At 34.4% G+C, this 24,108-nt stretch carries 23 protein-coding genes and 1 other annotated feature; of the genes, 15 read left to right on the top strand and 8 right to left on the bottom strand.

Annotated elements, in window-relative coordinates; translation table 11 throughout:
* The first annotated feature begins 377 nt into the window (after positions 1–377).
* The 3 genes from ABE34_RS18610 (at position 378) to ABE34_RS18600 (ending at position 4,551) form a co-directional block, all read left to right on the top strand.
* Positions 378–911 (top strand): RNA polymerase sigma factor, encoded by a 534-nt coding sequence (locus tag ABE34_RS18610; protein WP_197143942.1) that lies wholly within the window; start codon positions 378–380, stop codon positions 909–911.
* Positions 898–2,541, top strand: a complete 1,644-nt coding sequence (locus ABE34_RS18605) for a DUF4179 domain-containing protein (RefSeq protein ID WP_197143941.1) — start codon at positions 898–900, stop codon at positions 2,539–2,541. Before ABE34_RS18610 ends, ABE34_RS18605 begins: the two co-directional genes overlap by 14 nt.
* A 570-nt stretch (positions 2,542–3,111) precedes the next feature.
* Entirely contained in the window at positions 3,112–4,551 is a 1,440-nt protein-coding gene (locus ABE34_RS18600) for an MDR family MFS transporter (RefSeq protein WP_197143940.1), read from the top strand.
* Positions 4,552–4,625: 74 nt separating this feature from the next.
* On the opposite strand, the gene ABE34_RS18595 is transcribed toward ABE34_RS18600, so the two are convergent.
* Positions 4,626–5,003, bottom strand: coding sequence for a winged helix-turn-helix transcriptional regulator (locus ABE34_RS18595; protein WP_197143939.1), 378 nt, complete (start codon positions 5,001–5,003; stop codon positions 4,626–4,628).
* 123 nt (positions 5,004–5,126) lie between these two features.
* Here ABE34_RS18595 and ABE34_RS18590 point away from each other — a divergent pair, with 123 nt between their 5' ends.
* Together ABE34_RS18590 and ABE34_RS18585 are read left to right on the top strand one after the other, a co-directional pair.
* The gene (locus ABE34_RS18590) at positions 5,127–5,753 is read left to right on the top strand and encodes a nitroreductase family protein (protein ID WP_197143938.1); all 627 of its coding nucleotides are present in this window, start codon (positions 5,127–5,129) and stop codon (positions 5,751–5,753) included.
* A 122-nt stretch (positions 5,754–5,875) separates the two neighbouring features.
* Positions 5,876–6,117, top strand: a binding site (T-box leader).
* A gap of 248 nt (positions 6,118–6,365) precedes the next feature.
* Entirely contained in the window at positions 6,366–6,680 is a 315-nt protein-coding gene (locus ABE34_RS18585) for a hypothetical protein (RefSeq protein WP_197229841.1), read from the top strand.
* Between the two features lie 116 nt (positions 6,681–6,796).
* Here the strand turns inward: ABE34_RS18585 and ABE34_RS18580 are convergent, their stop codons facing one another.
* The 4 genes from ABE34_RS18580 to ABE34_RS18565 all read right to left on the bottom strand — a co-directional run bounded on the left by ABE34_RS18580 (position 6,797) and on the right by ABE34_RS18565 (position 10,772).
* Positions 6,797–7,738: an ABC transporter substrate-binding protein gene (locus ABE34_RS18580; RefSeq protein ID WP_197143936.1), complete on the bottom strand. Its 942-nt coding sequence runs from the start codon at positions 7,736–7,738 to the stop codon at positions 6,797–6,799.
* Positions 7,739–7,875: 137 nt separating this feature from the next.
* Positions 7,876–8,688 carry an ABC transporter ATP-binding protein gene (locus ABE34_RS18575; RefSeq protein ID WP_197143935.1) on the bottom strand — a complete coding sequence of 271 codons (813 nt, stop codon included), beginning with the start codon at positions 8,686–8,688 and terminating at the stop codon, positions 7,876–7,878.
* Positions 8,689–8,703: 15 nt separating this feature from the next.
* Positions 8,704–9,720 carry a FecCD family ABC transporter permease gene (locus ABE34_RS18570; RefSeq protein ID WP_197143934.1) on the bottom strand — a complete coding sequence of 339 codons (1,017 nt, stop codon included), beginning with the start codon at positions 9,718–9,720 and terminating at the stop codon, positions 8,704–8,706.
* The gene (locus ABE34_RS18565; protein ID WP_197143933.1) at positions 9,717–10,772 is read right to left on the bottom strand and encodes a FecCD family ABC transporter permease; all 1,056 of its coding nucleotides are present in this window, start codon (positions 10,770–10,772) and stop codon (positions 9,717–9,719) included. The genes ABE34_RS18570 and ABE34_RS18565 overlap by 4 nt, the downstream gene beginning before the upstream one ends.
* Before the next feature lie 715 nt (positions 10,773–11,487).
* Between ABE34_RS18565 and ABE34_RS18560 the strand changes: the two genes are divergently transcribed.
* Positions 11,488–13,260: an oleate hydratase gene (locus ABE34_RS18560; protein ID WP_197143932.1), complete on the top strand. Its 1,773-nt coding sequence runs from the start codon at positions 11,488–11,490 to the stop codon at positions 13,258–13,260.
* 74 nt (positions 13,261–13,334) lie between these two features.
* Here ABE34_RS18560 and ABE34_RS18555 read toward each other — a convergent pair whose 3' ends face one another.
* A complete protein-coding gene (locus ABE34_RS18555; RefSeq protein ID WP_206700679.1) occupies positions 13,335–14,999 on the bottom strand; it encodes a methyl-accepting chemotaxis protein in 1,665 nt (554 codons plus the stop codon).
* A gap of 577 nt (positions 15,000–15,576) precedes the next feature.
* Here ABE34_RS18555 and ABE34_RS18550 point away from each other — a divergent pair.
* The 4 genes from ABE34_RS18550 to ABE34_RS18535 all read left to right on the top strand — a co-directional run bounded on the left by ABE34_RS18550 (position 15,577) and on the right by ABE34_RS18535 (position 18,094).
* Positions 15,577–16,140 (top strand): GNAT family N-acetyltransferase, encoded by a 564-nt coding sequence (locus tag ABE34_RS18550; RefSeq protein ID WP_197143931.1) that lies wholly within the window; start codon positions 15,577–15,579, stop codon positions 16,138–16,140.
* Between the two features lie 104 nt (positions 16,141–16,244).
* Positions 16,245–16,496, top strand: a complete 252-nt coding sequence (locus tag ABE34_RS18545; RefSeq protein WP_197143930.1) for a hypothetical protein — start codon at positions 16,245–16,247, stop codon at positions 16,494–16,496.
* Positions 16,497–16,556: 60 nt separating this feature from the next.
* Positions 16,557–17,060: a GNAT family N-acetyltransferase gene (locus ABE34_RS18540; protein ID WP_197143929.1), complete on the top strand. Its 504-nt coding sequence runs from the start codon at positions 16,557–16,559 to the stop codon at positions 17,058–17,060.
* An 83-nt stretch (positions 17,061–17,143) separates the two neighbouring features.
* Positions 17,144–18,094, top strand: a complete 951-nt coding sequence (locus ABE34_RS18535; RefSeq protein WP_206700678.1) for an alpha/beta hydrolase — start codon at positions 17,144–17,146, stop codon at positions 18,092–18,094.
* 66 nt (positions 18,095–18,160) lie between these two features.
* On the opposite strand, the gene ABE34_RS18530 is transcribed toward ABE34_RS18535, so the two are convergent.
* Positions 18,161–18,730 (bottom strand): TetR/AcrR family transcriptional regulator, encoded by a 570-nt coding sequence (locus ABE34_RS18530; RefSeq protein WP_197143928.1) that lies wholly within the window; start codon positions 18,728–18,730, stop codon positions 18,161–18,163.
* A gap of 192 nt (positions 18,731–18,922) precedes the next feature.
* On the opposite strand from ABE34_RS18530, the gene ABE34_RS18525 reads away from it, so the two are divergent.
* From ABE34_RS18525 to ABE34_RS18505, 5 genes are all read left to right on the top strand, one after another.
* Entirely contained in the window at positions 18,923–19,843 is a 921-nt protein-coding gene (locus tag ABE34_RS18525; RefSeq protein ID WP_197143957.1) for a DsbA family protein, read from the top strand.
* Positions 19,844–19,901: 58 nt separating this feature from the next.
* Positions 19,902–20,207: a monooxygenase gene (locus ABE34_RS18520; RefSeq protein WP_197143927.1), complete on the top strand. Its 306-nt coding sequence runs from the start codon at positions 19,902–19,904 to the stop codon at positions 20,205–20,207.
* A gap of 285 nt (positions 20,208–20,492) precedes the next feature.
* Positions 20,493–21,350, top strand: coding sequence for an ABC transporter ATP-binding protein (locus ABE34_RS18515; RefSeq protein ID WP_197143956.1), 858 nt, complete (start codon positions 20,493–20,495; stop codon positions 21,348–21,350).
* A 4-nt stretch (positions 21,351–21,354) separates the two neighbouring features.
* Positions 21,355–21,969: an ABC-2 transporter permease gene (locus tag ABE34_RS18510; RefSeq protein WP_197143926.1), complete on the top strand. Its 615-nt coding sequence runs from the start codon at positions 21,355–21,357 to the stop codon at positions 21,967–21,969.
* A 118-nt stretch (positions 21,970–22,087) separates the two neighbouring features.
* Positions 22,088–22,357: a hypothetical protein gene (locus ABE34_RS18505; protein WP_197143925.1), complete on the top strand. Its 270-nt coding sequence runs from the start codon at positions 22,088–22,090 to the stop codon at positions 22,355–22,357.
* 120 nt (positions 22,358–22,477) lie between these two features.
* Here the strand turns inward: ABE34_RS18505 and ABE34_RS18500 are convergent, their stop codons facing one another.
* Positions 22,478–24,106 (bottom strand): hypothetical protein, encoded by a 1,629-nt coding sequence (locus ABE34_RS18500; protein WP_197143924.1) that lies wholly within the window; start codon positions 24,104–24,106, stop codon positions 22,478–22,480.
* Positions 24,107–24,108: the final 2 nt, after the last annotated feature.

Below are 24,108 nucleotides of genomic sequence, written 5' to 3'. Positions count from 1 at the left end.
CGGGGTTTCTTTAGTATGCAAAAAGGAATTAAATATAATTAAAGAATATTATTACTAAAAAAGATGAACCTTTCCCATTGGTCATTTGTTTATAAAGTACAACGCAAAGAAAGGAGTACCTTGGATTGACAGAGCGTGAATTATGATTCTTATAACAAGGATGTATACCGTACATGTTATTACATGCTGCGGAACGCTCAAGATGGAGTTTCTATAGGATAAAAGCTATCTCTTCTGTTGTAGCTGTTAGAGTACTGAATAATAAAGTATGAAAAAGTAATTAAGTATAATTAAAGAATAATTTTACTAAAAAAGGTGAACCTTTTCCAATAGTCATTTGTTTATAAAGTATAAAGCAAAGAAAGGAGTGCCTTGGATTGACAGAGCGTGAATTATTCGATTCTTATAACAAAGATGTATACCGCACATGTTATTACATGCTGCGAAATGCACAAGATGCGGAAGATCTCTGCCATGACGTATTTATCACCGTTTTTCGTCAGGATTGGCAAAGCGTTGAGCATACGCGTGCCTGGATCATGCGCATCGCAATGAACCATTGCTTGAACTTGCTAAAGCGGAATCAGACTCAGCGTGATAAACAGGGTCAGGTTCAATGGCTTCATGAGCAGGCCACATTTTCAATAAAATCCGTAGACACCATTGTAGTAGAAAAAACAGCTCAGGAAGAATGGGAGGAACTACTAAAGCAACTACCAGACAAATTGATGGCAGTTGTTACCCTCCGCTATATCGGTGAGCTATCCATGGCAGAGATCGCTAAAACCCTCCAGATTCCTGTCGGTACAGTGAAATCGAGACTCCATAAGGCATTGAAAATCATGCGCAAAAAACTTGAACACAAAAACAACTTATGGTTGAAGGGAGAGAACCAATTTGGAACGCATTGAAAACAAAGTTAAAAAGCAAATGAAGGAATCAAATAATGTCGATTACCCTGACTTTGATCAAATGTGGAGCAGTATCCAGCAGGACGAGCTAAAGGTCGCTGGAGGTGAACCAGTTGTGCTCCGTCCTCGGAAACGAAAGCGCTTTGCATTGGTGGCAGGGCTATCTGTAGCTTTGTTGGCTACACCCGTTTATGCAGCTCTGAATTATGACTGGTCCAGCATGCTTTCTCATAGGGAAGGTATTCAGTCCGCATTAGAGCAGGGCTTAGGTCAAAAGATTGAGCAATCTGTTACAAATGAAGGTGTTACGTTAACTGTTCATACGGCGTTTATAGACGAGAACAGAACCGTGTTGCTGTATAGTTTGAAACCTGAAACATCCCAAGATGTAAAGGATATAGATTTTAAACTTATCGGATTAAAAGATTCGAAGGGCAACTTTATTGAAGGAAATTATAGTCACGAGTGGAACAAGGATCTTGGTGAATTCCAGGGATATTTTGAAACAGACTGGGTTGGCGAAGGGCAGACGGCCGATGTTGAGTTTATAATGGAGAATATCCAATTCATCGGCAATAAGAAGCAGTCCATCAGCTATAATCCTAATGACTCTACTACTCAAGTGTTCCCAATTCAAAAGGATGGGGTGGGTAGCGTGACCTTACAGTCTTTTGAACAAGCTGAAGGTAAAGTTCTCCTAAAATCAGACGTTACGTTTACGGATAATGAAATGCCGTACAAACGTGTAGAATTGGAGGCAATCAATAATGTGGGTGAATCTGTTAAACAAGTGAAAGGTACTTCTTTTTCATTTCGTGACGGAAAATCAAACGTCGATCAACTATTCAAGTCTGACACCTTACGTAAAGAAGGAACTAAATTCCAGATCTCTTATGAGCATATACTAGAAACAAAAGAAAGTACTTGGAGCACAAATTTGAGTCTTTCAAAAAAACAGTTGGAAAATGGATCATTTAAGCAAGTGCTAGATATCCCTATGGGCGATGTTCCTAACACGAAAATCCATGAAATCAAGATTACACCATCCCAAATTCGTTTGACTCTTACTCAAAATCAAGATATGTACGAAACTATTCCTTTTAATGAGTATCAACTGGATGTAGGCGGAACTTTGTTAACAGCTAAGGGTGTAGGTTTTGGTAAAAAACCTAGCGAAACAGTCCTATTCTTTGAAGTGACAGGGCTAAATGTGGCTTCTCTGGCTAATCAGCCTGTAACCTTCGTCGCGAAGCAACGTGTTGATGCAATTAGGGGAGACGACAATCCAATCCGTTTGACTGACATATCAGTAAAACCTCAAAGCGTAACGTCTAGCGTTGAGGGGTATCCAATCACATGGACTTATTATTTGAAGGACAATAACCTCTATGTAGAATCCTCGAGTTCAGAACCGGCGTTTGCTGGAGTCAATCAAACCTATTATCTGGACGGCGATAAAGGACCGAACTTTGGGGTTCCTGAACTGATGGGTATACTTGGAGATGGAAGTAATAAAGCTATGGATGTGTATGAAAATTTCGATAAGAAAGAGCTAGATATTTACATTGAAAAGTATTTAATCGACAAGCCAAACGAAGAGCTTCGTATTCCACTTAAGTCTGGAAAATGACCTGCATTATGAATATCAGAAAGCCCAGTAGGAATTTAACAGAACTTGAAGAGAAACATTTTTAATTGAAAATCTAACTCCTGCTAAAGATAGTCCTATTCATACTAAATGAAGTAACGTAAAAGCCCAATTTCTCTATATTAATTTGCAGAGAAGTTGGGCCTTTTAATAAGTAACAATCTCTTTTAAATGAGATTAACTATAACGCTTCTATATTCTACTTTCTCAATTTACAACTTTATTATCTCTTCACATCAATCACCTCTTTAGCTATTCTTTGAGGTGGTTTTTTTTATGGGTATTTGTGTTAAAATTAATGATCGTCTTGAGAATTATAGAATGAGCAATTATCAAGAAGGTTAATGATTAACTTTTCTTGTTTCATTAATAATCGATTATTCAATTAGAGCAATCGCTTTTTATGCTAACCTAGGCAAATCAGGGAGAAATTGATAGGTGGAGATATTCAATTTGACGTTTTAGAAGATACATAGTTATTAGTTGATATATAATAAAAAAACTTAGCTATATATTGGGTTATTTACCTATATGGAATTGAAAGGGAAAAATATGAGAAAAAAAGTTATTTTATCATTAATGTTAATGACATTTCTTTCTGCTGTAGAAGGAACAATTATTAGTACAGCAATCCCCCGTATAACGAATGATTTGTCAGGTGTCGAACTTGTTAGTTGGGTTTATGCAATTTATATGCTTGCCACAGCTGTTTCGACTCCAATCTACGGGAAACTGGCTGATTTATTCGGTCGAAAAAAAGTTTTACTGATCGGAGCTACAATATTTTTAATTGGCTCTGCACTTTGCGGTATTGTTACATCGATGGAACAGCTCATCGTCTTTCGTGCCCTTCAAGGTCTAGGTGCTGGCGCTATTATGCCAATAACAATGACCATCATTGGTGATTTATATAGCGAAGTGAAAGACCGTGCAAAAGCACAGGGGTGGATTAGTGCTGTTTGGGGTATCTCGGGTGTAATCGGACCATTAGTTGGCGGATTTTTAGTCGATTCCCTTTCTTGGCGCTATATCTTTTTCTTAAACGTTCCATTTGGAATTATCGCGTGCATAATGATTGTCATCTATTATAAAGAATCTATTAAGCCTGCTAAGCATCATATCGACTATCTTGGTGCAACAGTCTTCTCTTTAAGTACAATCTCTCTACTATACGCGTTATTAACAGGTAGCAGTCAGCAAAACTGGGGGGACATGACAATTGTTGGTCTTTTAATCTTTGCAGCTGTTTCATTCATTATTTTCTTATTCATTGAGAAAAAATCTCCGGAACCATTAATTCCGCTAGCACTTTTCTCTAACCGTACATTATCTATTATTAATATACTAACACTTATTTCGGGTGCAATGATTATTAGTATTACAATGTATCTTCCGATTTGGAGCCAAGGTGTATTAGGAAAAAATGCGACAGACGCCGGACTCATTTTAATGCCACTACCTGTAATGTGGACATTCGGTACTATTTTTTCAGGTAAATTAGTTGGTAGCTTAAATACGAAACAAATTATTTTACTTGGAGCTAGCGTTCTTTTGGTTGCTGCCTTTTCATTATTTACATTGTCGACAGATTCACCAGCATTCCTAATTTATGTTGCAGTTGGACTATTCGGCTTAGGGATGGGTCTCATTACACCTATCTATATGGTAACCATTCAAGCAGCTGTTCCAAATCATACGCGCGGGACGGCAATTGGCTTAAACACATTTATCAATACGTTTAGCCAAACATTAGGAGCAGCAGTATTCGGGGCGATGTTCAATACAATGATTCATGCACGCGGTATTAAAAACCTTGATCTTGTAACTTCTGGTGGACATGAAGGAACTACAGCAAACGTAGTAACCGAATCGCAAGAAGCATTAGCTTCAAGTGTACATTTTATTTATATGGGAACTTTTATATTAGCACTAGGAACTTTAGTAATTGTTTGGTTCTTATTAAAGCCAACCACACAAACTAGAGAGCAATAAAAAAAGAGGACAAAGCTTGTCCTCTTTTTTATATGATATTCTAGTAACTTCATATTGTTTTCGATTTTGTTTACTTACTTCATAGAATGGGGACCATCAGGTGAAGATTGATCACAATAGATTTGTTGTTCTTTATCGATACCATTAATAGTTGCATACTGATTACCCCATGCACACATTGTGTTTAATACTGGCACAAATGATCTTCCTAAATCCGTTAAGCTGTATTCTACTTTTGGTGGTACCTCTTTAAAAATTTCTCTTCGTACAAGTCCATCTCTTTCTAACTGTTTCAATTGATCCGTTAAGACTTTTTGTGTAATTCCAGGTAATAATTCATAAAACTCTTTTGTCCTTACTGATTTTTGGCTCAAGAAAAAGAGTATTAAACATTTCCATTTTCCACCTGCGATATTCATAAAAATATTGATTCCAGTATTATAGTTAACCATGTGCTTTCTCCCCTAAATAGGCACTTAAAAGTGGCTATACCACATTTTTGTGCGTTATTTTCTTATTTATTATTGCTTACTATAATCAAAGGTGCAATTAATAAAAATTTCGGAGTTGATACAATGAGTGTAAAAAATATTTTGGAAAAAAGACGTTCAGTTAGACATTACGATTCAAGCTATAACATAAGTTCAGAAGTTCTAACGTCATTAGTTGAAAGTGCAAGTAAGTCACCTAATGGAAATAATATTCAAGCTACTCGATACTTAATTATTGATGATCCGGATTTAAGAAATTTATTAATGCCTATAGCTTTTAATCAACAACAAGTGACAGAAGCTTCAACTTTAATTGTTATGTTGGGTGATTATCAGGCGTTTGACAAAGATAATATTATTAAAATACATGAAGAAGGCTTTCAAGCGGGCTATTTTGATGAATCGCTAAGAGATTATTTAGCGAATGCGGCAATAAATTATTATGAAAATAAATCAAAAGAAGATTTAAAACTAGAATTAACTAGAGATGTAAGTCTTGCGTCAATGTCATTAATTTTGTTAGCAAATGAAGCTGGTTTTGACACTATTACTATGTCAGGCTATGATTCTAAGGAATTAAAAGATATCTTAAATATTTCTGAAAGGTATTTAGACGTTATGCTTATAGCCATTGGTAAAGGTACTAAAGCCGGCCATAAAACCGTAAGGCATAATGTTAGTAAGGTAATGTATAGAAACAACATAATTTAGTGTTCTATAGTCTTTGTAAAAATAGTATCAACTTAATTTGTTGACAATTCAAAAAAAGGTACTATAATAATTAACAAGATTTGCATAACGAAAAATTGTTGTTAACAATTTGGAGTATAAGAGTAAAAGTGTTGAAGAGAACTAGTAGTTTTAATGGAACTTACAGAAAGTAGCCGGTCGATGAGAGGCGCAAGGAAAGTTAAAATGAATTCATCTTGGAGCTGCGTACCGAACTTTAGTAGGCTACGACGGGTTTGCATCCGTAATCAATGCAAAGGTATCGCATTTAGCCGTACCTATTGAGAAGAGTTATGTGAGTAGCTCTTAAATTAAGGTGGTAACACGTTCATAACACGTCCTTTAGGTTTATTCCTAAAGGGCGTTTTTTTATCTTCATTCAGCAGAAGTGGGGGATAAGATGAATGCGATGTAATTCCTTTTCAGTGGGTGTCCTAACAACTTTATAGAGGAACCCAGTCTAAGAACGTTATGTCTTGTGATAATTTATCTGTAGCGGAAGCAAAGCGTCAGCAACAATTATTCCAAGGCGAAATTGATTTTTACTCTTATAGAACTTGCAATATTAATTCAATATTGAAGGAGTTGTATTGTATGTTTTTAAAACTGGAAGAACAATTAGGGAAGATTGAAAATGGTATAGGTAGGGTCGTTAATGAAGGAGAGGTTTTGCCTGATATCATCCCCACTATGTTAATTGAAATAGGAAAAGAATCTGTATTAGATATTATTCCATCATTAATTGCCGAAGGATATATTAAAAGTAAAAGTGAATTTATGCGATTAATGAAACAAAAGGGTGTTTCTTTAAATGGGGAAAAACTTGAAGAAGATGATACGGACATAATATTAATGAATGATGAGATTTTGCAAATTGGGAGGAAAAGATTAATACGATTTATAAAATAAGGGACTAAGTTGAACTATTCGACACAATCGATAACTAAACGACTATTTCATTATCCTTAAGCAAAGTTGTTATTAAAAAAATCACCTTCGAATAACGAAGGTGATTCTCATTTTTATTATTTCCCTAAAACAAATTCAGCAATTTCATCTAAAATCATTTCTTTACCAAGAGGGAAGTATCCTTTATTGACTGCATCATTGTTAATAATAAATACGTGGTTGTTCTTAACAGCGTTCATGTTTTTCCAAATTGTTTCTTCTTGGAATTCTTTCAAGCGTTCAGAACCGTCACCTGTTGTAAATACGAGTAGGTAATCTGGATTGTAGTCAATTAAAGCTTCTTTTTGTACTTGAACTAATGCTTTATCCAATGGTGTACCTGGAACTGCTGGTAATTTTAAATCTTTAAAGAGTACGCTACCGTAACCATAGTCACCGTATACACGGAATGCATTTGGATATGCAGCCATTTTCATGAACTTCGCATCACCAGTTTTAGCAACGATTTTATCGTGTAACTTGCTTGCTTTTTCGTCATACTGTTTGAACCATTCGTCTGTCTCTTTTTCTTTATCGAAGATTTTGCCTAATTCCTCGAACTTTGGACGCCATTGATCTAATGGAGTTTTTAACATAACTGTCGGTGCAATTTTAGATAGCTGATCATAGATTTTTTCTTGACGATCATTGATAAGAATTAAATCTGGTTTTGCAGCAGCCACTGCTTCGATATTAATTTTGTCACCCCATGCTGAGCCGACTGGTTTTACATCTTTTAATTTATCTGCAATATGTGGATCAATCTCTTCTTGAGATGTATTTGCAGTAATGATTGGTTTCATGCCAAAGATTAATAATTCTTCTGTTGAACCACTAAGGTCAGCAATTTTCTTTGGATTAGCAGGGATTTTAATTTCCCCTTTAGCATGTTCAACCGTACGCTCTTCTACTTTTGCGTCGGTCTTTTCTTCTTCTTTCTTATCTGAAGAACAAGCTGCAAATAGTATAGATGTAACAACTAATACCATTGCTAGTAACGATAGTTTAAATTTCTTCATATTTTTGTTCCTCCCGGATAATTTGTCTACGACCCATTTCATTCTAATGGGTGTTCAGCCTCTCAGGCTAAGTGAGGAGCTCAGCACCCATTAGAATGCTTCCTTTATCTATTTAAGAGAGAAAGAGGGATTTCCTATTATGCTTTTTTCTGTTCTAGATTATTAACCAACGTTAAATCGTAAGTTAAACAAATAGGTTTACTGTTTACAGGACATGAAACGATTAGTGCTTCAATGTCAAACACATTTCGAAGTGTGTCACTTGTCATTACTTCGTCTGGAGTTCCTTGATGCATCAGTTTACCAGCTTTTAAAGCAACCATATGATCAGAAAAACGAGAAGCATGGTTTAAATCATGAATGACCATAACGATTGTACGGCCTTCTTCTTGATTTAATTTTTTCAATAACTTTAATATTTCTAGCTGGTGAGCCATATCTAAGTAAGTTGTCGGCTCATCTAATACAAGTAAATCCGTTCCTTGAGCAAGTGCCATCGCAATCCAAACTCGTTGGCGTTGGCCACCTGATAAAGCTTCTGCAGAACGGTTTGCAAATTCTGCCATCCCTGTCACTTCAAGTGCCCAGTGAATATAGCGATAATCTTCTTCCTTCAGCGTTCCAAATCCATTTTGGTGTGGAAAACGACCATATGAAACAAGCTCAAACACAGTAAGACCTGTCGGCACTTCTGCAGTCTGCGGTAAAATTGCCATTTTCTTTGCAATTTCTTTCGTTGACTGTTTCTCAATTGCTTTTCCATCAAGATAAACAGACCCGCGTTTTGCCTTTAAGATGCGAGAAGCTGCTTTTAACAATGTAGATTTCCCACATCCATTTGGTCCAATAATCGTTGTAATCTTTCCTTCGGGTATTTCCACTGATAGTCCATCTATAATTAATCCTTCATTATAGCCAACGGATATCGAATCAACTGCTAAAGTTACCATTAAAAAAGACTCCTTTTATTTTGTCCTCATAAGTAAATAAATAAAATAGGGTGCACCAATAATAGAAATAACAAAACCGACTGGTATCTCTGAGGTTGTTAGTACACTTCTTGAAATTACATCTGCAAATAGTAATAGAAGCGTACCGATTAATGCTGCTGTTGGTAACATAATTTGATGTTTCCCCCCAACAAGGCGTCTTGCCAAATGGGGAGCCATTAATCCAATAAATCCAATTCCACCAGCGACAGCTACCGATGCACCGGCCAAGCAAACGGCGATAAATAATAACTTACGTCTTTCCTTCTCTACATTTAGACCAAGGCCTACCGCTGCTGCATCTCCTAAATTCATGACATTCAAGACATGTGCCTTGCAAAATGCAATTGGTATAAATATGAGCATCCAAGGAAGTGCACTTAATACAAATTTCCAATCTGTTCCCCATAAACTCCCTGCCAACCAAATAGTTGCAAAACGAAAATCATTTGAAGTCATTTTCATCGAGAAGATTAAACTAACAGCACCGAATCCTGCTGCAACTGCAATACCGACAAGAATTAAACGAGTGGACGAAACACCGTTCTTCCAAGCTAGGGTATAAATAATAACCGCTGCTAATAAGGCACCAACTAACGCAAATAGCGGTAGAATGAATACAGATAGTAGCGTACCGGTTCCAACTTTCCCGAAGAAAAAATAGACGAAAATTACAACTGTTAATCCGGCACCAGCATTTATACCGATGATTCCTGGGTCAGCAAGTGGATTTCGAGATAAACCTTGCATGATAGCCCCTGATATCGCTAGCGCTGAGCCAACTAAAATAGCAATAACCATTCGAGGCATACGAAACTCGAATAAAATGACAGATTGTTCTTCAGAACCTAAACCAATTAACGATTTCAATACATCTATTGGCGGTATTTTAAACGTTCCTGTATGTAAGCTAATTAAAAATACGGATACAATTAGGCAAGCTAAAATAGCTAAAACTGAAATATTCTTTTTTGTGAAGATACGTTGCCTCATATTTTCCCTCTCCCTTCATTACGAGCTAAATAAAGGAAGAATGGAACACCAATTAAAGCTGTAATTGCACCAATTGGCGTTTCAAATGGAGGGTTGATCACACGTGATAACATATCAGCACATTCTATTAATAACCCACCTAGTACTGCTGAACATGGAATGACCCATCTATAATCGGATCCGACGAGAAAACGCGTCATATGTGGGATAACAAGTCCAACAAATCCGACAGAGCCTGCCATAGATACAGCTGAGCCCGTTAAAACAAGCACAAGTACAGTACCAATAAATTTAATGAAGGTTGTATTTTGCCCAAGTCCAATTGCAATTTCTTCACCGAAACTTAAAATAGTAATGTATCTTGACAATAAAATTGCAATAATAAGACAAAGTAGTCCAATTGGTAGGAGCATTTCAATACTTACCCATTTCACACCTGAAACGCCTCCTGCATTCCACATGCTTACTTCTTGAGCAAGATTGAAATAAAGTGCGATACTAGACGAAATGGCCCCAAGTAGTGCACTAATCGCTGCACCAGCTAACGCTAATTTAACAGGTGTTAGGCCTCCTGGTGAGAACGAACCCACACCATATACAATACTCGCTCCAAATGCAGCACCAATAAATGAAGCAATAACAAACATTATGTATGGAGAATTAGGGAAAAAAGCATATGTAATGGCAATTCCAAATACCGCACCATCTGTAATCCCCATTAAAGAAGGTGAGGCAAGAGGGTTACGTGTCATACCTTGCATAATTGCACCAGATACCGCTAGAAACGCACCAGCGACCACTCCTCCAATTGCTCTTGGAATACGAAGTTCCCAAATGACATTATGATGTGTAAGTGAATCATCAAATTGAAAAACAGCTTGCCAGACAGTCTTTAAACTAATATCTGCTGCTCCAAATGAAATGGACATGCTCATACTTAAAGCTAATAAAATCGTACCTGCTATTAAAATAATAGAAGCTATAAGCGGTCTGCTCTTAATCTTTTTCATATTCGCTTCTTGTTGTTCTACGCTCCTTGCGCTTGCTTCCATTCGTTAACCATCCTAACTAACAACATATTTTCTTTTGAATGAGATTTATTCTCAATCAGTAATAAAAAAATATAGTTCTCATCTTAATTGATAATGATTCTCATAATCACTCGTCCTATTCTACATACCGTCCTTTTAGGTGTCAAACATTATTTTTTTAAATATATTAATTTTGTTTATTTTTATACGTTTGAAAAATCGCATACAGCGCTTACATTAAGTGGTTTATCAAGAATAGTGGGGGATGTAAAATTATTTAAAGGATAATAAATAAATTATAATAGTTTTATAAAAAGTAGATTTTTCAAAATTTGAGTAAAATAGATTGAATTGAAAAGTTTGAATTACTGTTTTTTTGTTTTCTTACTATAGTAATTATGTGAGGCTGCACTTGAAAGGTTGTGTACTATAATCACTTAGGACAGTCTTATGGTTAATAGTATAGAAGGAGATCATTCAATAAATCCAAGTTCCTTAAAGTTTAACAGCTACAATGACAAACTAATTTTAGGTGTTGCATAAAATCCTTGATATAAAAGACATGGATAAATAATTTATAAAAATGCAATGAATTGTTATGTCAAATAATAGGGTATATGTATATTTAATGTTCAACTGTATTATTGAATTTTTTGTTAATTTCTCTCTCATTTTACCATTATCATGCAAATTGGTGGTATGCTATATCACGATAATAGTTTATGGAGGCGGTATTATGTATTACAGTAATGGTAATTATGAGGCTTTCGCACGTCCTAAAAAACCTGAGGGTGTTGATGAGAAATCAGCGTATCTTGTTGGTTCGGGGCTAGCTTCACTGTCAGCCGCATGTTTTTTAATTCGTGATGGGCAAATGAAGGGAGAGAATATTCATATTCTCGAAGAGTTAGATATCTCAGGAGGTAGCCTTGATGGTATTCTAAATCCGACAAGAGGTTTTATTATCCGTGGTGGTCGGGAAATGGAAGATCATTTTGAGTGCTTATGGGATTTATTCCGTTCAATCCCATCTTTAGAAGTAGAAAACGCTTCTGTTTTAGATGAATTTTATTGGTTAAACAAAGAGGATCCTAACTATTCTAAATGTAGATTAATTGAAAATAGAGGGCAAAGACTTGAGGATGATGGCAAGTTTACATTATCTGATAAAGCTTCTGAAGAAATGATTAAATTATTCTTTACTCCCGAAGAGAAGTTAGAGGATGTAAAAATTACAGATGTTTTCTCTGAAGATTTCTTTGAATCAAACTTCTGGCTTTATTGGTCAACGATGTTTGCCTTTGAAAAATGGCATTCAGCAATGGAAATGCGTCGTTATATTATGCGTTTCATTCACCATGTTGGGGGTCTACCTGATTTATCTGCTTTAAAATTTACGAAATATAATCAGTACGAATCGTTAGTACTGCCTATGATTAAATATTTAGAAAGCCATAATGTTGATTTCCAATTTAATACTGTTGTAGAGAATGTTTTAGTTGATAAAGTGGGAGATAAAAAAGTAGCTCATACTTTAGTGTTAAAACAAAATGGTGTGAAAAAGAACATTGAGTTAACAGAAAATGAATTAGTGTTTGTTACAAATGGCAGTATTACGGAGAGTACAACTTATGGTGACAATAATACGCCAGCTCCTATAAGCACTGATTTAGGCGGAAGTTGGTCACTTTGGAAAAACATTGCTTCTCAAGATTCTGAGTTTGGTAGACCAGAAAAGTTCTGCGAGGATCTTCCAGAAGAAAGTTGGTTTGTTTCAGCAACACTAACTACATTGGATGCTAAAGTAGCTCCATATATTGAAAAGATAAGTAAAAGAGATCCATATGCAGGCAAGGTAGTAACTGGTGGTATCGTAACTGCTACAGATTCTAATTGGATGCTAAGCTATACATTAAACCGACAACCTCATTTTAAAGATCAACCAAAAGACCAATTAGTAGTTTGGATTTATGGTTTACTATCTAACAAACCTGGTGATTTTATTAAAAAGAGTATCACGGAATGTTCTGGAAGTGAGATAGCGCAAGAGTGGTTGTATCATATGGGTGTACCTGTAGACGAAATACCGGATTTAGCGCAAAATTCATGTAATACAATTCCGTGTTACATGCCTTTTATAACATCTTATTTCATGCCTAGAGCAATGGGAGATCGTCCTTTAGTTGTCCCTAAAGGATCTACTAACTTAGCCTTTATTGGTAACTTTAGTGAAACAGAAAGAGACACAGTATTCACAACTGAGTATTCAGTAAGAACAGCGATGGAAGCTGTTTATCAATTGTTAGATATTGATCGAGGCGTTCCAGAAGTATTTGGATCTACTTATGATATTCGTACTTTGTTAGCTTCAACTGCTCGCTTACTAGATGGTAAAAAGTTAACAGATGTAGATGCGCCGTTTATGTTAAAACAAATAGGTAAATTTGGTATTCATAAAGTAAAAGACACGATTATCTATGATTTACTCAAAGACAGTAAATTGATATAAAGATATATGCTAAAAAAGCTGATTCAATTAAGAATCAGCTTTTTTGCAATATTATTTAGTCTTGCTTCGTTCAATTAAATAGTGAATTTTTTCATTTCATCTCTTAAAGCATCAACCATAGCGGTTAGATCCTTTGCTTTCTCAGAAACAGTCTCAATGCCTTTAAGCTGTTCAGTTGCGGATGCTGAGACTTGTTCTGCTCCAGCAGAGGTTTCAACTGCAGAAGCGGATATGTTTTGAACTGCGCTAACGATTTGCTCTTTACGCTCATTCATCTCATGAGATAAATGTTTCACCTCTTGTGCTACTTCACTAGTTTGGTCTAGAGCTACCTTTATTGTATGGAAGATTTCACTAGTATCCTCTGTAGCTTTAGCATTTTGCTCAACAATGCTCAGGCTTGTACTAATTTCCTCCACAGCACTTTTAGATATATTTTGAATTGCGGAGATTTTATTTTTAATATCCTCAGTAGCATTAGATGTCTGTTCCGATAATTTTCGAATTTCATCCGCAACAACCGCAAAACCTTTACCTGCTTCACCTACTCGAGCTGACTCGATGGAAGCGTTTAGAGCCAATAAATTAGTTTGAGTTGCGATATCTGTGATTGTATTAACAATACTTGATATATCAGATGAAGTTTTATCTACTTCTTGAACGATGTTACTTACTTGTTGTGAAGATTCACGATTCTTCACTGACCAAATTGAGAGTTGGTTGACAGTTTCCACACCTTGATTACTTAAATGATCAATATCTTCTGTCATAGAAGCGATCTTCTCTGTATGCTCAATCACACGATCAATATTTCCAGATAGTTGATTTAATTGTTCAGCACCTTTTTCTGTGTCATGAGCCTGCTCTTCTGTGGCTTTTGCTATTTCATTAATAGCTGAGCTAATTTCGTCAGTTGTACGTACCGTATCTTCTGCTACTTGAATAAGAATCTTTGATGAATCTGATAACTCGGTGCTAGTATTATGTATGTTGGCGGTAACATTCTTCAACGAAGATTGCATGCCAGAGATGCCTTTTGCCATAAGACCAATTTCATCTTGATGATTTGAAAGTTTTTCTAATTCTGGATTTGCGGTAAAGTCTAAGCTAGTTGTTTGATGAATAATATTTTCGAGATTCTTAATAGCGGCAACAATACGACCAATAATCCACCACATTAAAGCACCTATAATGATAAAACTCACTACACCTGTAATAATCTGATAACTTAGTACAGAGTTTGTAATAGATTGAATACCACTTTCAGGCACTCCAATATCAATTACTCCATAAAGCTCGCCATCCTTATAAATTGGCTCCATGATGTCATATGTCCATATACCTTGAACTTCGGCATACCATCTTGTAAATTGTTTTTTTCCTTGTTTAGCACCATCGATTGTGTATGTATCTTTATATGTTTTTCCTAGTTTCTCATTATCACTATGCGCTACAGCCTTTACATTGGTATCAATGACAATAGCATAGGTTACATTATCTTGTTTTTCTTTTAACTTTACAAAATCTTGTAAAGCTGGAATGGGATCACTCTCGGAATTTAATATAGTTTCTGCTTGCTTTGCGATTTCATAGACTTGTTCATTGGCCTTCTCAATTAAAACCTCTTTGCTATTTTTACCAACAACCCAAACACCCAATATAGAATTGATTACAGATGACAATAGCAGCAAACTTAATGTAAAGAATAATAATCGTCGCTTAATACTTTTAATTTTCAAATAGTTTCCTCCTCTGAGTTTTATTGGAACTTTATGCCTATAAAAACTCGAATTTTAAGTATAGTATTAAGCAATGGAATAGGAATGTCAATGGAATATTGTGAGACTTGTTGCTTATATTGTGTCGGAGGTGGGGATAAAAGTCCTTTTTCTTCTCCGTAATCATATAAAACCTAGAACAGATCAGAAATACCTATTTTAGGAGAGAGTGCAATGTTAGTTGTTTTAAATATCCTCTCATATACAATTTATATTAGTAGATGGCAACCAGCTTTTATTTCGTTGATTGCTTTTTAGTTAAAAAGTAAAGAATAATAAATTGTTTAACTCCCTTCCGATTCTAGACGAAATTATGCCGAGGCATGATTGTTTTTTTATAACGGATATCTATCAGTAGCGGACACGGCTACTTTAGGTGAAAAATATTATTTGTCTTCAAAGAGTATTAAAGAATTATACTAAAGGAAATATATATGGTTTTTTCAGGAAATCTAGATAGGGTATAATTTAATCAGCTTCTTTTGAATTTTCATCTTTAGTTTATTTTGATATTCATTCAAACAAAGGGGAGAAAAAAATGAACTTTACCGAAATATTAGGGACTTCTTTTCCAACAGTACAAACTGAACGCATAAAATTAAGAAAGTTGAAGTTGGAGGATGCTCCTGCCTTATTCAATTATTATTCAAATGAAAATGTATATCGTTATCTTGATTGGAACGGACCGGAGACTTTAGAAAGAAGTTATGAAGTAATTCATTTTTGGAACGAAGGCTATGATAAAGGTTGGATTATACGTTTTGCTATAGCTAACAAAGAAACGGATGAAGTTATTGGTACCATTTTCTTGAGTGAATTTTCAGGCAAACGAGCTGAAATTGGCTATGAATTATCGGAAGAATATTGGCATTGTGGCATTATGTCGGAAGCTGTTAAGGAAGTATTATCAATAGGATTTAATCAGTTAGGTCTAGTAAGAATACAGGCAATTGTCACGGAAGAAAATATAGCTTCAAAGAAGTTATTGTCGAAATTCAACTTTAAGGAAGAAGGCTGTTTAAGACAGTTTGAATGCCATAGCGTTACTGGAGAATGCAAAGATATATTGATCTTTAGTTTGTTGAATACCGAGTTTTTTTAATTAATGATTAGGTAGTATTCTATTTTCAATTTTCAGAAATTCCTTTTAATAGAATTTGCGGTATGTAATAATAAGCATACCACAAATAAGGAAAGGGAAATAAAATGGAGAAAAATATAAAGTTAAGTATCATATATAGCTTAATTAGTTATATCATTATTTTTGCTTTAACTTTAATAATCAGAGGTTTGACAGGTGCAGAACAGTATCAAAACATTTTATCTAAGGATATTATTGAGATTTTTAAATTGCTTGCAAGTGCATTTGTACAAAATATAGGAATTGCTTTACTACCCGCAATTATCATTGGTTTCGTTTTTTACTTTTATATTTTTCCTAAACAATCAAGAGAGTAGATATAGATCTACTTTCTTTTTTGAATGAAAGAATCATAAAGAACGAGGGGATGAGTTAACTTGGAAATATCAATTAATAGCTTACGAGAAAGTGACGCAGAAGAATTATTTCTGTTTGAAAAGAATAATAGACTATTCTTTGAACAAATGGTACCCAGTCGTGGGGAAGATTATTATATGTTTGAAAAGTTTCAATTGAAACATAGAGAGCTATTAGAAGAACAAAAAGAAGGAAAATCAAGGTTCTACTTAATAAGGGACTACTCAGGAAATATAGTTGGAAGAATTAATTTAGTAGATATAGATACAGTGAACAATATAGCAGAAGTCGGTTATAGAGTAGGTAAAGAATATGGCGGAAAAGGAATAGGGGCTAAAGCTTTAAAGCTACTATTAGAAACAGAAATCAGCGTTAAAAAGATTAAAGCAAAAACAACAACAAATAATATTGCCTCTCAAAAGGTTCTTGAAAAGAATGGTTTTAAACAAGTGTGTATAAGTGGTGATGAGTTTGAAATGAATGGCCAAAAGCTCCAGTTTATCGATTATCTTTTGGAACTCTAAACGTCATGGTTTCTTCTGTTGGGTAAACTTATTAAGTTAGGCTTGTTGGATAGTAAAAATCCTGTAAGGGGTGGTTGAAAGACATGATAAAACGAATCATGATATTTTTTTCAATTATTGCAGCGATCCTTTTGTTAATTATTACGACAAGTTATATTATTCATCAAAACCAATTATCAAAGGAAGATCAATTATATACACCAACAGGGAAAATGGTAGAAGTGAATGGTCATAAGATGCATGTGTACATAGAAGGTGATGGAGAAGATACGCTTGTATTTATGTCTGGGGGAGGCACAAGCTCACCTGTTTTAGATTTTAAATCATTATATTCATTGTTAAGCGATAAATATAAAATTGTTGTCGTTGAAAAGGCAGGCTATGGATTTAGTGACATTACAGATACTGACCGTGATATGGATACTATTTTACAAGAAACAAGAGAAGCTCTATTAAAATTAGGCGTTGCAGGACCATATATTTTATTTCCTCATTCTATGTCTGGTATTGAAGCATTGTATTGGGCACAAGCCTACCCGAATGAAGTAAAGGCGATTATAGGATTGGATATGGCCGTTCCTGCCGCATATAAAGATTATGATATAAATATGCCTCTAGTTCATTTAAGTGCCTTTGCTGCAAATATTGGTTTTACTAGATGGATTTCGGGTCTGTCTGAAAGTGATGCTATAAAATATGGGACTTTAACAGATGAGGAAAAAGAATTGTATAAAGTAATTTTTTATCGTAGAACGGCAACTAAAAATATGATAAATGAAGTTCAGCATATTAAGGCAAATGCTGAAAAGGTAGGAGCGGCTAGAATCCCAAATGTTCCTATGCTTTTGTTCTCATCAAACGGTCAAGGGACAGGTTGGGATAAGGATGCGTGGATTGAATTTCAAAAGGATTTCATCAGTAAACATAAAGACGGTACATTAATAAAATTAGATTGCTCTCATTATATTCATGATATTGAATTTAAGCGAATAGCTGATGAATCAGAAAAATATATAGAGCGTTTAAATCGTTAAATCTCCAGAGCATGTTTTGAACAATCTTTTCAAAACATGCTCTACTTTTACGTGATAGGGAAACTCTTAGTCTTTAGAATCTAAAGTAATCCCAGATAATATATAAGGAATGGACAATTTAATAAATTCCTCCGGGGATGTATTCATACTATTTTTTCTCCATTCCATAGAAGCACCGTAAATTCCCCAGCTTAGTATGACAGCGGTAGTTTTTAGTGCTGCATCCTCTTTCGTATTATGTTGTTTTAATAACATCTTGTAAAAAAGGATTTCGAGATGTTCCCTAATAATACGAGAAATGGTATCTTCATATCCTCTATGACAACGATTAGATAAAGATTTCTGAAAGGTCGTTATGGCTGCGAAAATTTGAATAATCAATTCCTCATTGAGCTCGCCTTTTTCGAAATTACTATAATTTAAATTAACTAATAATACTTCTGATAATACTTTTTCCAATAGATCATATATATCCTGAAAGTGATAATAGAATGTTGCGCGATTAATCATAGCCTCTGTCGTAATATCTTTCACAGTAATATCCTTAAATTCTTTTTGACCTGAAAGTTCAATAAAAGAATCCATAATTAATTTGCGAGTACGAAGAACACGAGGGTCAGTCTTTGATTGAGTCATTTTGTGTATCACTCCTACTTTTTAAACAATTTCTTTGATGTGTTGTATATACGACAAATCTAAAGAACTATTGGTACAGATGATCTTCAGTATTTACTAAAATACGATTATAAAGCAAATATGCTTATTTAGAAAACGATACATCAAAGTATTCCTATTTAGAAAGATATTAAAATGAAAGTGGTGAGTATGATGACGAACAATAATAATTTAATCTGTGATTTAGAAACGGGTGTATGTGGTGTTTCAGAAGATAACGAAATGCAGGTGATTGATTTCAATCAAAAAAGGAAATCGATTGATGTATATTATGTGACAGATCCAATATGCTCGCATTGTTGGGCTTTAGAGCCAGTTCTGCGTCGTTTTGTAGAGCAGTATGGTCATTATGTCAATTTCCATACTTTAATGGGTGGTTTGCTAGAAAAATGGAATGGCTTTGCTGATGTCTCTAATGGTATATCAAGCCCAACAGATGTGGCTGGACACTGGCGAGAGGTTGGCGAGCATAGTCGTATGCCGATTGATGGTACGCTTTGGTTTGAAAATCCCATTCAATCATCTTACCCTCCTTCTAGAGTCTTTAAAGTGATTCAAAAGCAAGATGGGTATTTAGCAAAGGTGTTTTTGCGCCGTGCAAGAGAAGCTGTATTCTTATTTAATCAAAATATTGCAGAGAAATCGGTATTAATTGAAATCGTGAATAATCTTGGACTTAATGGAGAAAAAATTGTAAAAGAAGCTGAACTTTCGATTGGACAGCAATTATTAAATGAAGATTTTGAGCTAGCTTCAAAACTAGGCGTTAGAGGATTTCCAACGATTATCATGTTGAACGAAGAAAATAAAGGTGTGAAAATTGTCGGTAGCCGAACGTTAGAATCCTATATTGCTGGGCTAAAACAAGTTCTTAATTTAGATGAACTACAGCCAAAATCACAACCAGCACTTTTTAGTTTACTTCAGAAAGAAAAGCTTCTTTTTTCGAAAGAGATAGAAGTTATGTATGATATTGAGCAAAAGGACATTCACAAATTTGTGGAGAACGAGCTTTTACCAACTGATTATGATGCGAAAGAAATACTTGGTGAAACTTATTTTGTAAATAAATAAAAAGTCATTTTTGTATAAAACTAATTGTTATAAAAAAATCAAAAAGGGAGTTTTAATCATGAAATATTTATTACAGGTTGATTTTACAATGGACGGCCCATTCGGCGAAGAAATGTCTAAGGCATTCGTTGATTTAGCAAAAAGTATTAACGAAGAGCCAGGTATGATTTGGAAAATTTGGACTGAGAATGCCGCGGATAAAGAATCTGGCGGGATCTATTTATTTGAAACCAAAACAGATGCTGAAAAATATTTAGCCATGCATTCAGAACGATTAACAAGTTTCGGTATTACCGATATTCGTGGGAAAATCTTCGAAGTGAATGAAGTATTATCAACAATTAATAATGCTCCGATTAAATAGTTTCCTAAGCTAATTAAGGTCATCATCGGCAGTTTTATCAACTAAATAACTCAGAATTGAAAACATGGGATTGTAATTTAACAGTCTCATGTTCTTTTTTTGAGCTCAATAATAATTTATTACTTGCAAAATAAACCCGATATGTATATATTGTACATAGAGTATATATACATTATTTTTGTGGAGATCTCGAGAAATACGGACTTATTCTATCTGTTCGTTCATTTTGCGAAAGAAACGGACACTCAAGGAAATGCTTACATTATGGTAAACGGAGGATGAATGATGGAAAATGTCATTGAATTACAGAATATTCATAAAGCATTTAATGGATTTCAGGTAAAGAATTTTTCTATTAACGTTAAAAAGGGCTATGTAACTGGATTTATTGGGGGAAATGGTGCAGGTAAATCAACAACGATCAAGTTGATTATGAACTTATTACAACAAGATAGTGGTACTGTTTCATTATTTGGTATGAAATATAAGGGACATGAAAAAGAAATAAAAGAACGTATTGGTTTTGTCTATGATGAAAATGTTTTTTATGAAAATGTTACGTTAAAGGATATGAAAAAGATTATTAAACCGGCCTATAAAAACTGGGATGATAACACTTTTCAACACTATGTTGAAAAATTCGAACTACCATTAAATAAAAATATGAAGACCTTTTCGAAGGGAATGAAGATGAAAGCTTCGTTAGCTATTGCTCTAGCTCATCATGCAGAATTAATTATTATGGATGAGCCGACTGCTGGGCTCGATCCAATATTTCGTAGAGAGTTACTAAATATATTACATGAGTTAATGCAGGATGGGGAAAAAACAATTTTCTTTTCGACACATATTACAACAGATTTAGATTGTATTGCGGATTATATTACCTTTATTCATAAAGGAGAACATATTTTTACGAAAGAATTTTATAAAATTGAAGAGGAATATGCCATAGTCAAAGGGAAGTTGGATTTATTGGATAAAGAAACGGAACAAGAGTTTATTTCAATCAGAAAAACGAATGTAGGCTTTGAAGCATTAACAGCTGATAAAAATCGTATGGCAAACATATTTGGAGATTCTGTGATTGTGGAAAAACCAACGCTTGAAGATATTATGTATTATACGAAGAGAGGATGGTAACGGTATGTTTAACCTTATATTTAAGGATATTTTAATACAAAAAAAAGTATTTTTTATTTACATTGCTACTATAATAATTTACTTACTGATAGATGTTTCTCCAATTCCTATTGTAGTTGTATGTAGTCTATCATTTATTAATATGGCTTTGTCTTACGATGAAAAAGATAACGCTAATATTCTGCTCAATTCGCTTCCATATACGAGAAAGGAAATTGTTTCTTCGAGGTATGTAGGTGTATTAATATTTACATCACTATTTATAATGCTTACTTACGGAGGGAGTTTCCTGTTAAATGGAAAAGAAACGCCGTTTTCATGGAAAGCTATATTGTTTATTATGGGGCTTGTTATGGTCGCTATTTCATTCATGCTCCCAGTGTTTTATAAATTTAAAAGGCAATATTTAGTGTTTGCTGCAGGTGCTTTATTTGGCATCTATCTAGCGACGATTAAGTTTTTAGTCCCTAATTTAAATGAAACATTAAGGGAATTGACACGAAAGTTCCTATCTTTACAAGAAACGCAAATGTATCTCGTAGCTATCCTTACAATTGCTATATTGTATATTGGGTCATGGCTACTATCTATTCGTATATATGAGAGAAAAGCTTTTTAAAGCGATTTTTTACTTATAGGCACCAACAAAAACAGCTTCATCCTAATTGGTTAGCTATTAAATAAGTGTAGCTCTGCAAACACATCTAATGAAATGTTTTTATAGGAGGAAGGTAATTGTGGGCAAATCTATTGTAAAAGGTCTTATTTCTACATTAGTGACTTTACTTGGAATTTTTATTGTTTTTTGGTTATTGGATAAAATTGAAGCTGGTGTAAGGGGAACTGACAATCTATTTAGCACTTTAGATAATGTAGGCATTTCATTTATAAATTTATACAATTTAGAAGCTTATAATATCGGTGCGAGTATTGCTGTAATTATCTCTGTATTACATTTAATTGTTGTTGTAGCTAGTGAGAAAGTTAAAAAAGCTAATGAAAAATAACTTGATCCGATTAGACCAAGTTATTTATACATGATAGTTCATAAAATGTAGCAAGGAGGGGCATCCACTAAGCAAAGGGATGGTTAGTATAGCTTGCTGGATTTTTAAGGTCACTAAATATTACGGTGTTCGTTTAAAAACTAGTTTCCATATAATAAAATTCAAAATAACAAGCACAATTAGATAAATAATTGACCCAAAGGAAATCTGACTAGCTATTAAATAGTGTAGCCCCGCCAGCATACCTAATGGAATTAACAACAAAAGAGTTTTCCAACTCTGGGCATCGCCAACTTCATTATAAGGCTTTGTGAAAGGAATCTTGCTGCCCATTCCGAGGTAACAAATGACTGTGTACATGCAGCTTGCTACTAAAACAGTCAGTAAATCAGGGATAATTCTCGTACCATAAATGAAGCAGAAAATGATGCTCAGAACAATATACAATGGAATATACAATTTAATCAAAAATGCTTTTAAGCTACCTTTTTTTAAGTTTGTATAATCTTTCATTGGAAAGACTTTATAGATCCAAGCTGCTTTATATTTTCCTGAATGCCCAAGCAAAAGCACAGCTGTCGGAATAATTAGCATGCTGAAATAAATATTTAAATAACCCATGCTAACGGAATAATCAATAGCTTCGTACCTTGAAAAAGAAAACATAAAAATAAATGGAATGACAAACGAAAACCCTAAAGATGGATATACTTTTAGTTTAAACTCTCGCTCCTGCTTCATCATAAGGGAGGCGAAGCGGTAAAAAGCTCTTTCTTCATTCGTTCTACAAATGATTGTTAACAAAAGCGTCTTAAGTCGATTGTTCTTTTCTTTTTTCGATTTGCTAGTGTTTAATAGTTTTTGCAGATTACGTTCAAAGGTTGGAATTAGCTTTAGGTAAAGCCATATCGAAATGATTGGCATGACGACAGCTAAAATACTGAAGATCACTGTAAATAAAGAGACGTCACCGTTTAGCAGTAACTCATAAGGAGCGGCAAACCACATAGGAATGAGAAAAACACTCCACCAATGAAATGTTACGACCATATCAAAATTGACGAATTCAAAGGATCTAATAAGAACTTGATAGCCAATCATCAGCATTAAGGATAAGCCGATTTGTACATAATTGATGATATCTTTCAGCTTTTCTCCATCAAAGAATCTTAAAATAGCAATATATAAAACAGCCGTTAAAACGACAATAAAAATATTAATTAAAACTAGTAAGAGTAACGTTAAAATAAAGAATACAATTCCTTGTCTGAATAGGCCAACGACTAGGGAGATGGCTGTAAAAGCAATCGTTAAATACGTTAAGTAAATGAAAATATGCATAAACTTGGCCGCATTGACCGTTCTAGCAGAGATAGGCTTGGTCGAGAGAATGCTTCTGTCCCGTACATCCAAAAGTACGGAAGAAAAATCAGAAATCAATGTTGTCATGATGATAAAAATAATCATGGCATAAGCAATACTCATCTGGAAAATATAGTTTTGGCCAAATCCCATAAAAGGAATTAACATAAGCCCAAATAAAACATAAATCCATAAAGATTTGATGTAGCCGTATTTTTGCTCTTCTTTGTTTTTATTGGATGCTTGGTTAAATATAGTCGGTACTTTGCGCTCATCCATTGTTAGTTTAATATGGAGGATCTTTCGCATGATATCGTAATCGACGCCCATTTTCACAAAAATAAATTGAATTTTATCAAGAAATTGTAGGATTTTGAAATCTTTCATGT

The sequence above is a fragment of the Lysinibacillus sphaericus genome, from assembly GCF_015844675.1.
Classification (GTDB): domain Bacteria; phylum Bacillota; class Bacilli; order Bacillales_A; family Planococcaceae; genus Lysinibacillus; species Lysinibacillus sphaericus_E.
The sequence above is the reverse complement of the archived record's forward strand: the minus strand, read 5'-3'. Positions and strand labels throughout refer to the sequence as shown.

Excerpts from the sequence above, each read along its gene's own strand:
- ABE34_RS18600 (WP_197143940.1), top strand. The coding sequence starts at position 3,112 with ATGAGAAAAAAAGTTATTTTATCATTAATGTTAATGACATTTCTTTCT.
- ABE34_RS18595 (WP_197143939.1), bottom strand. The coding sequence starts at position 5,003 with ATGGTTAACTATAATACTGGAATCAATATTTTTATGAATATCGCAGGT.
- ABE34_RS18590 (WP_197143938.1), top strand. The coding sequence starts at position 5,127 with ATGAGTGTAAAAAATATTTTGGAAAAAAGACGTTCAGTTAGACATTAC.
- ABE34_RS18585 (WP_197229841.1), top strand. The coding sequence starts at position 6,366 with ATGTTTTTAAAACTGGAAGAACAATTAGGGAAGATTGAAAATGGTATA.
- ABE34_RS18580 (WP_197143936.1), bottom strand. The coding sequence starts at position 7,738 with ATGAAGAAATTTAAACTATCGTTACTAGCAATGGTATTAGTTGTTACA.
- ABE34_RS18575 (WP_197143935.1), bottom strand. The coding sequence starts at position 8,688 with ATGGTAACTTTAGCAGTTGATTCGATATCCGTTGGCTATAATGAAGGA.
- ABE34_RS18570 (WP_197143934.1), bottom strand. The coding sequence starts at position 9,720 with ATGAGGCAACGTATCTTCACAAAAAAGAATATTTCAGTTTTAGCTATT.
- ABE34_RS18565 (WP_197143933.1), bottom strand. The coding sequence starts at position 10,772 with ATGGAAGCAAGCGCAAGGAGCGTAGAACAACAAGAAGCGAATATGAAA.
- ABE34_RS18560 (WP_197143932.1), top strand. The coding sequence starts at position 11,488 with ATGTATTACAGTAATGGTAATTATGAGGCTTTCGCACGTCCTAAAAAA.
- ABE34_RS18550 (WP_197143931.1), top strand. The coding sequence starts at position 15,577 with ATGAACTTTACCGAAATATTAGGGACTTCTTTTCCAACAGTACAAACT.
- ABE34_RS18545 (WP_197143930.1), top strand. The coding sequence starts at position 16,245 with ATGGAGAAAAATATAAAGTTAAGTATCATATATAGCTTAATTAGTTAT.
- ABE34_RS18535 (WP_206700678.1), top strand. The coding sequence starts at position 17,144 with ATGATAAAACGAATCATGATATTTTTTTCAATTATTGCAGCGATCCTT.
- ABE34_RS18530 (WP_197143928.1), bottom strand. The coding sequence starts at position 18,730 with ATGACTCAATCAAAGACTGACCCTCGTGTTCTTCGTACTCGCAAATTA.
- ABE34_RS18525 (WP_197143957.1), top strand. The coding sequence starts at position 18,923 with ATGACGAACAATAATAATTTAATCTGTGATTTAGAAACGGGTGTATGT.
- ABE34_RS18520 (WP_197143927.1), top strand. The coding sequence starts at position 19,902 with ATGAAATATTTATTACAGGTTGATTTTACAATGGACGGCCCATTCGGC.
- ABE34_RS18515 (WP_197143956.1), top strand. The coding sequence starts at position 20,493 with ATGGAAAATGTCATTGAATTACAGAATATTCATAAAGCATTTAATGGA.
- ABE34_RS18510 (WP_197143926.1), top strand. The coding sequence starts at position 21,355 with ATGTTTAACCTTATATTTAAGGATATTTTAATACAAAAAAAAGTATTT.
- ABE34_RS18500 (WP_197143924.1), bottom strand. The coding sequence starts at position 24,106 with ATGAAAGATTTCAAAATCCTACAATTTCTTGATAAAATTCAATTTATT.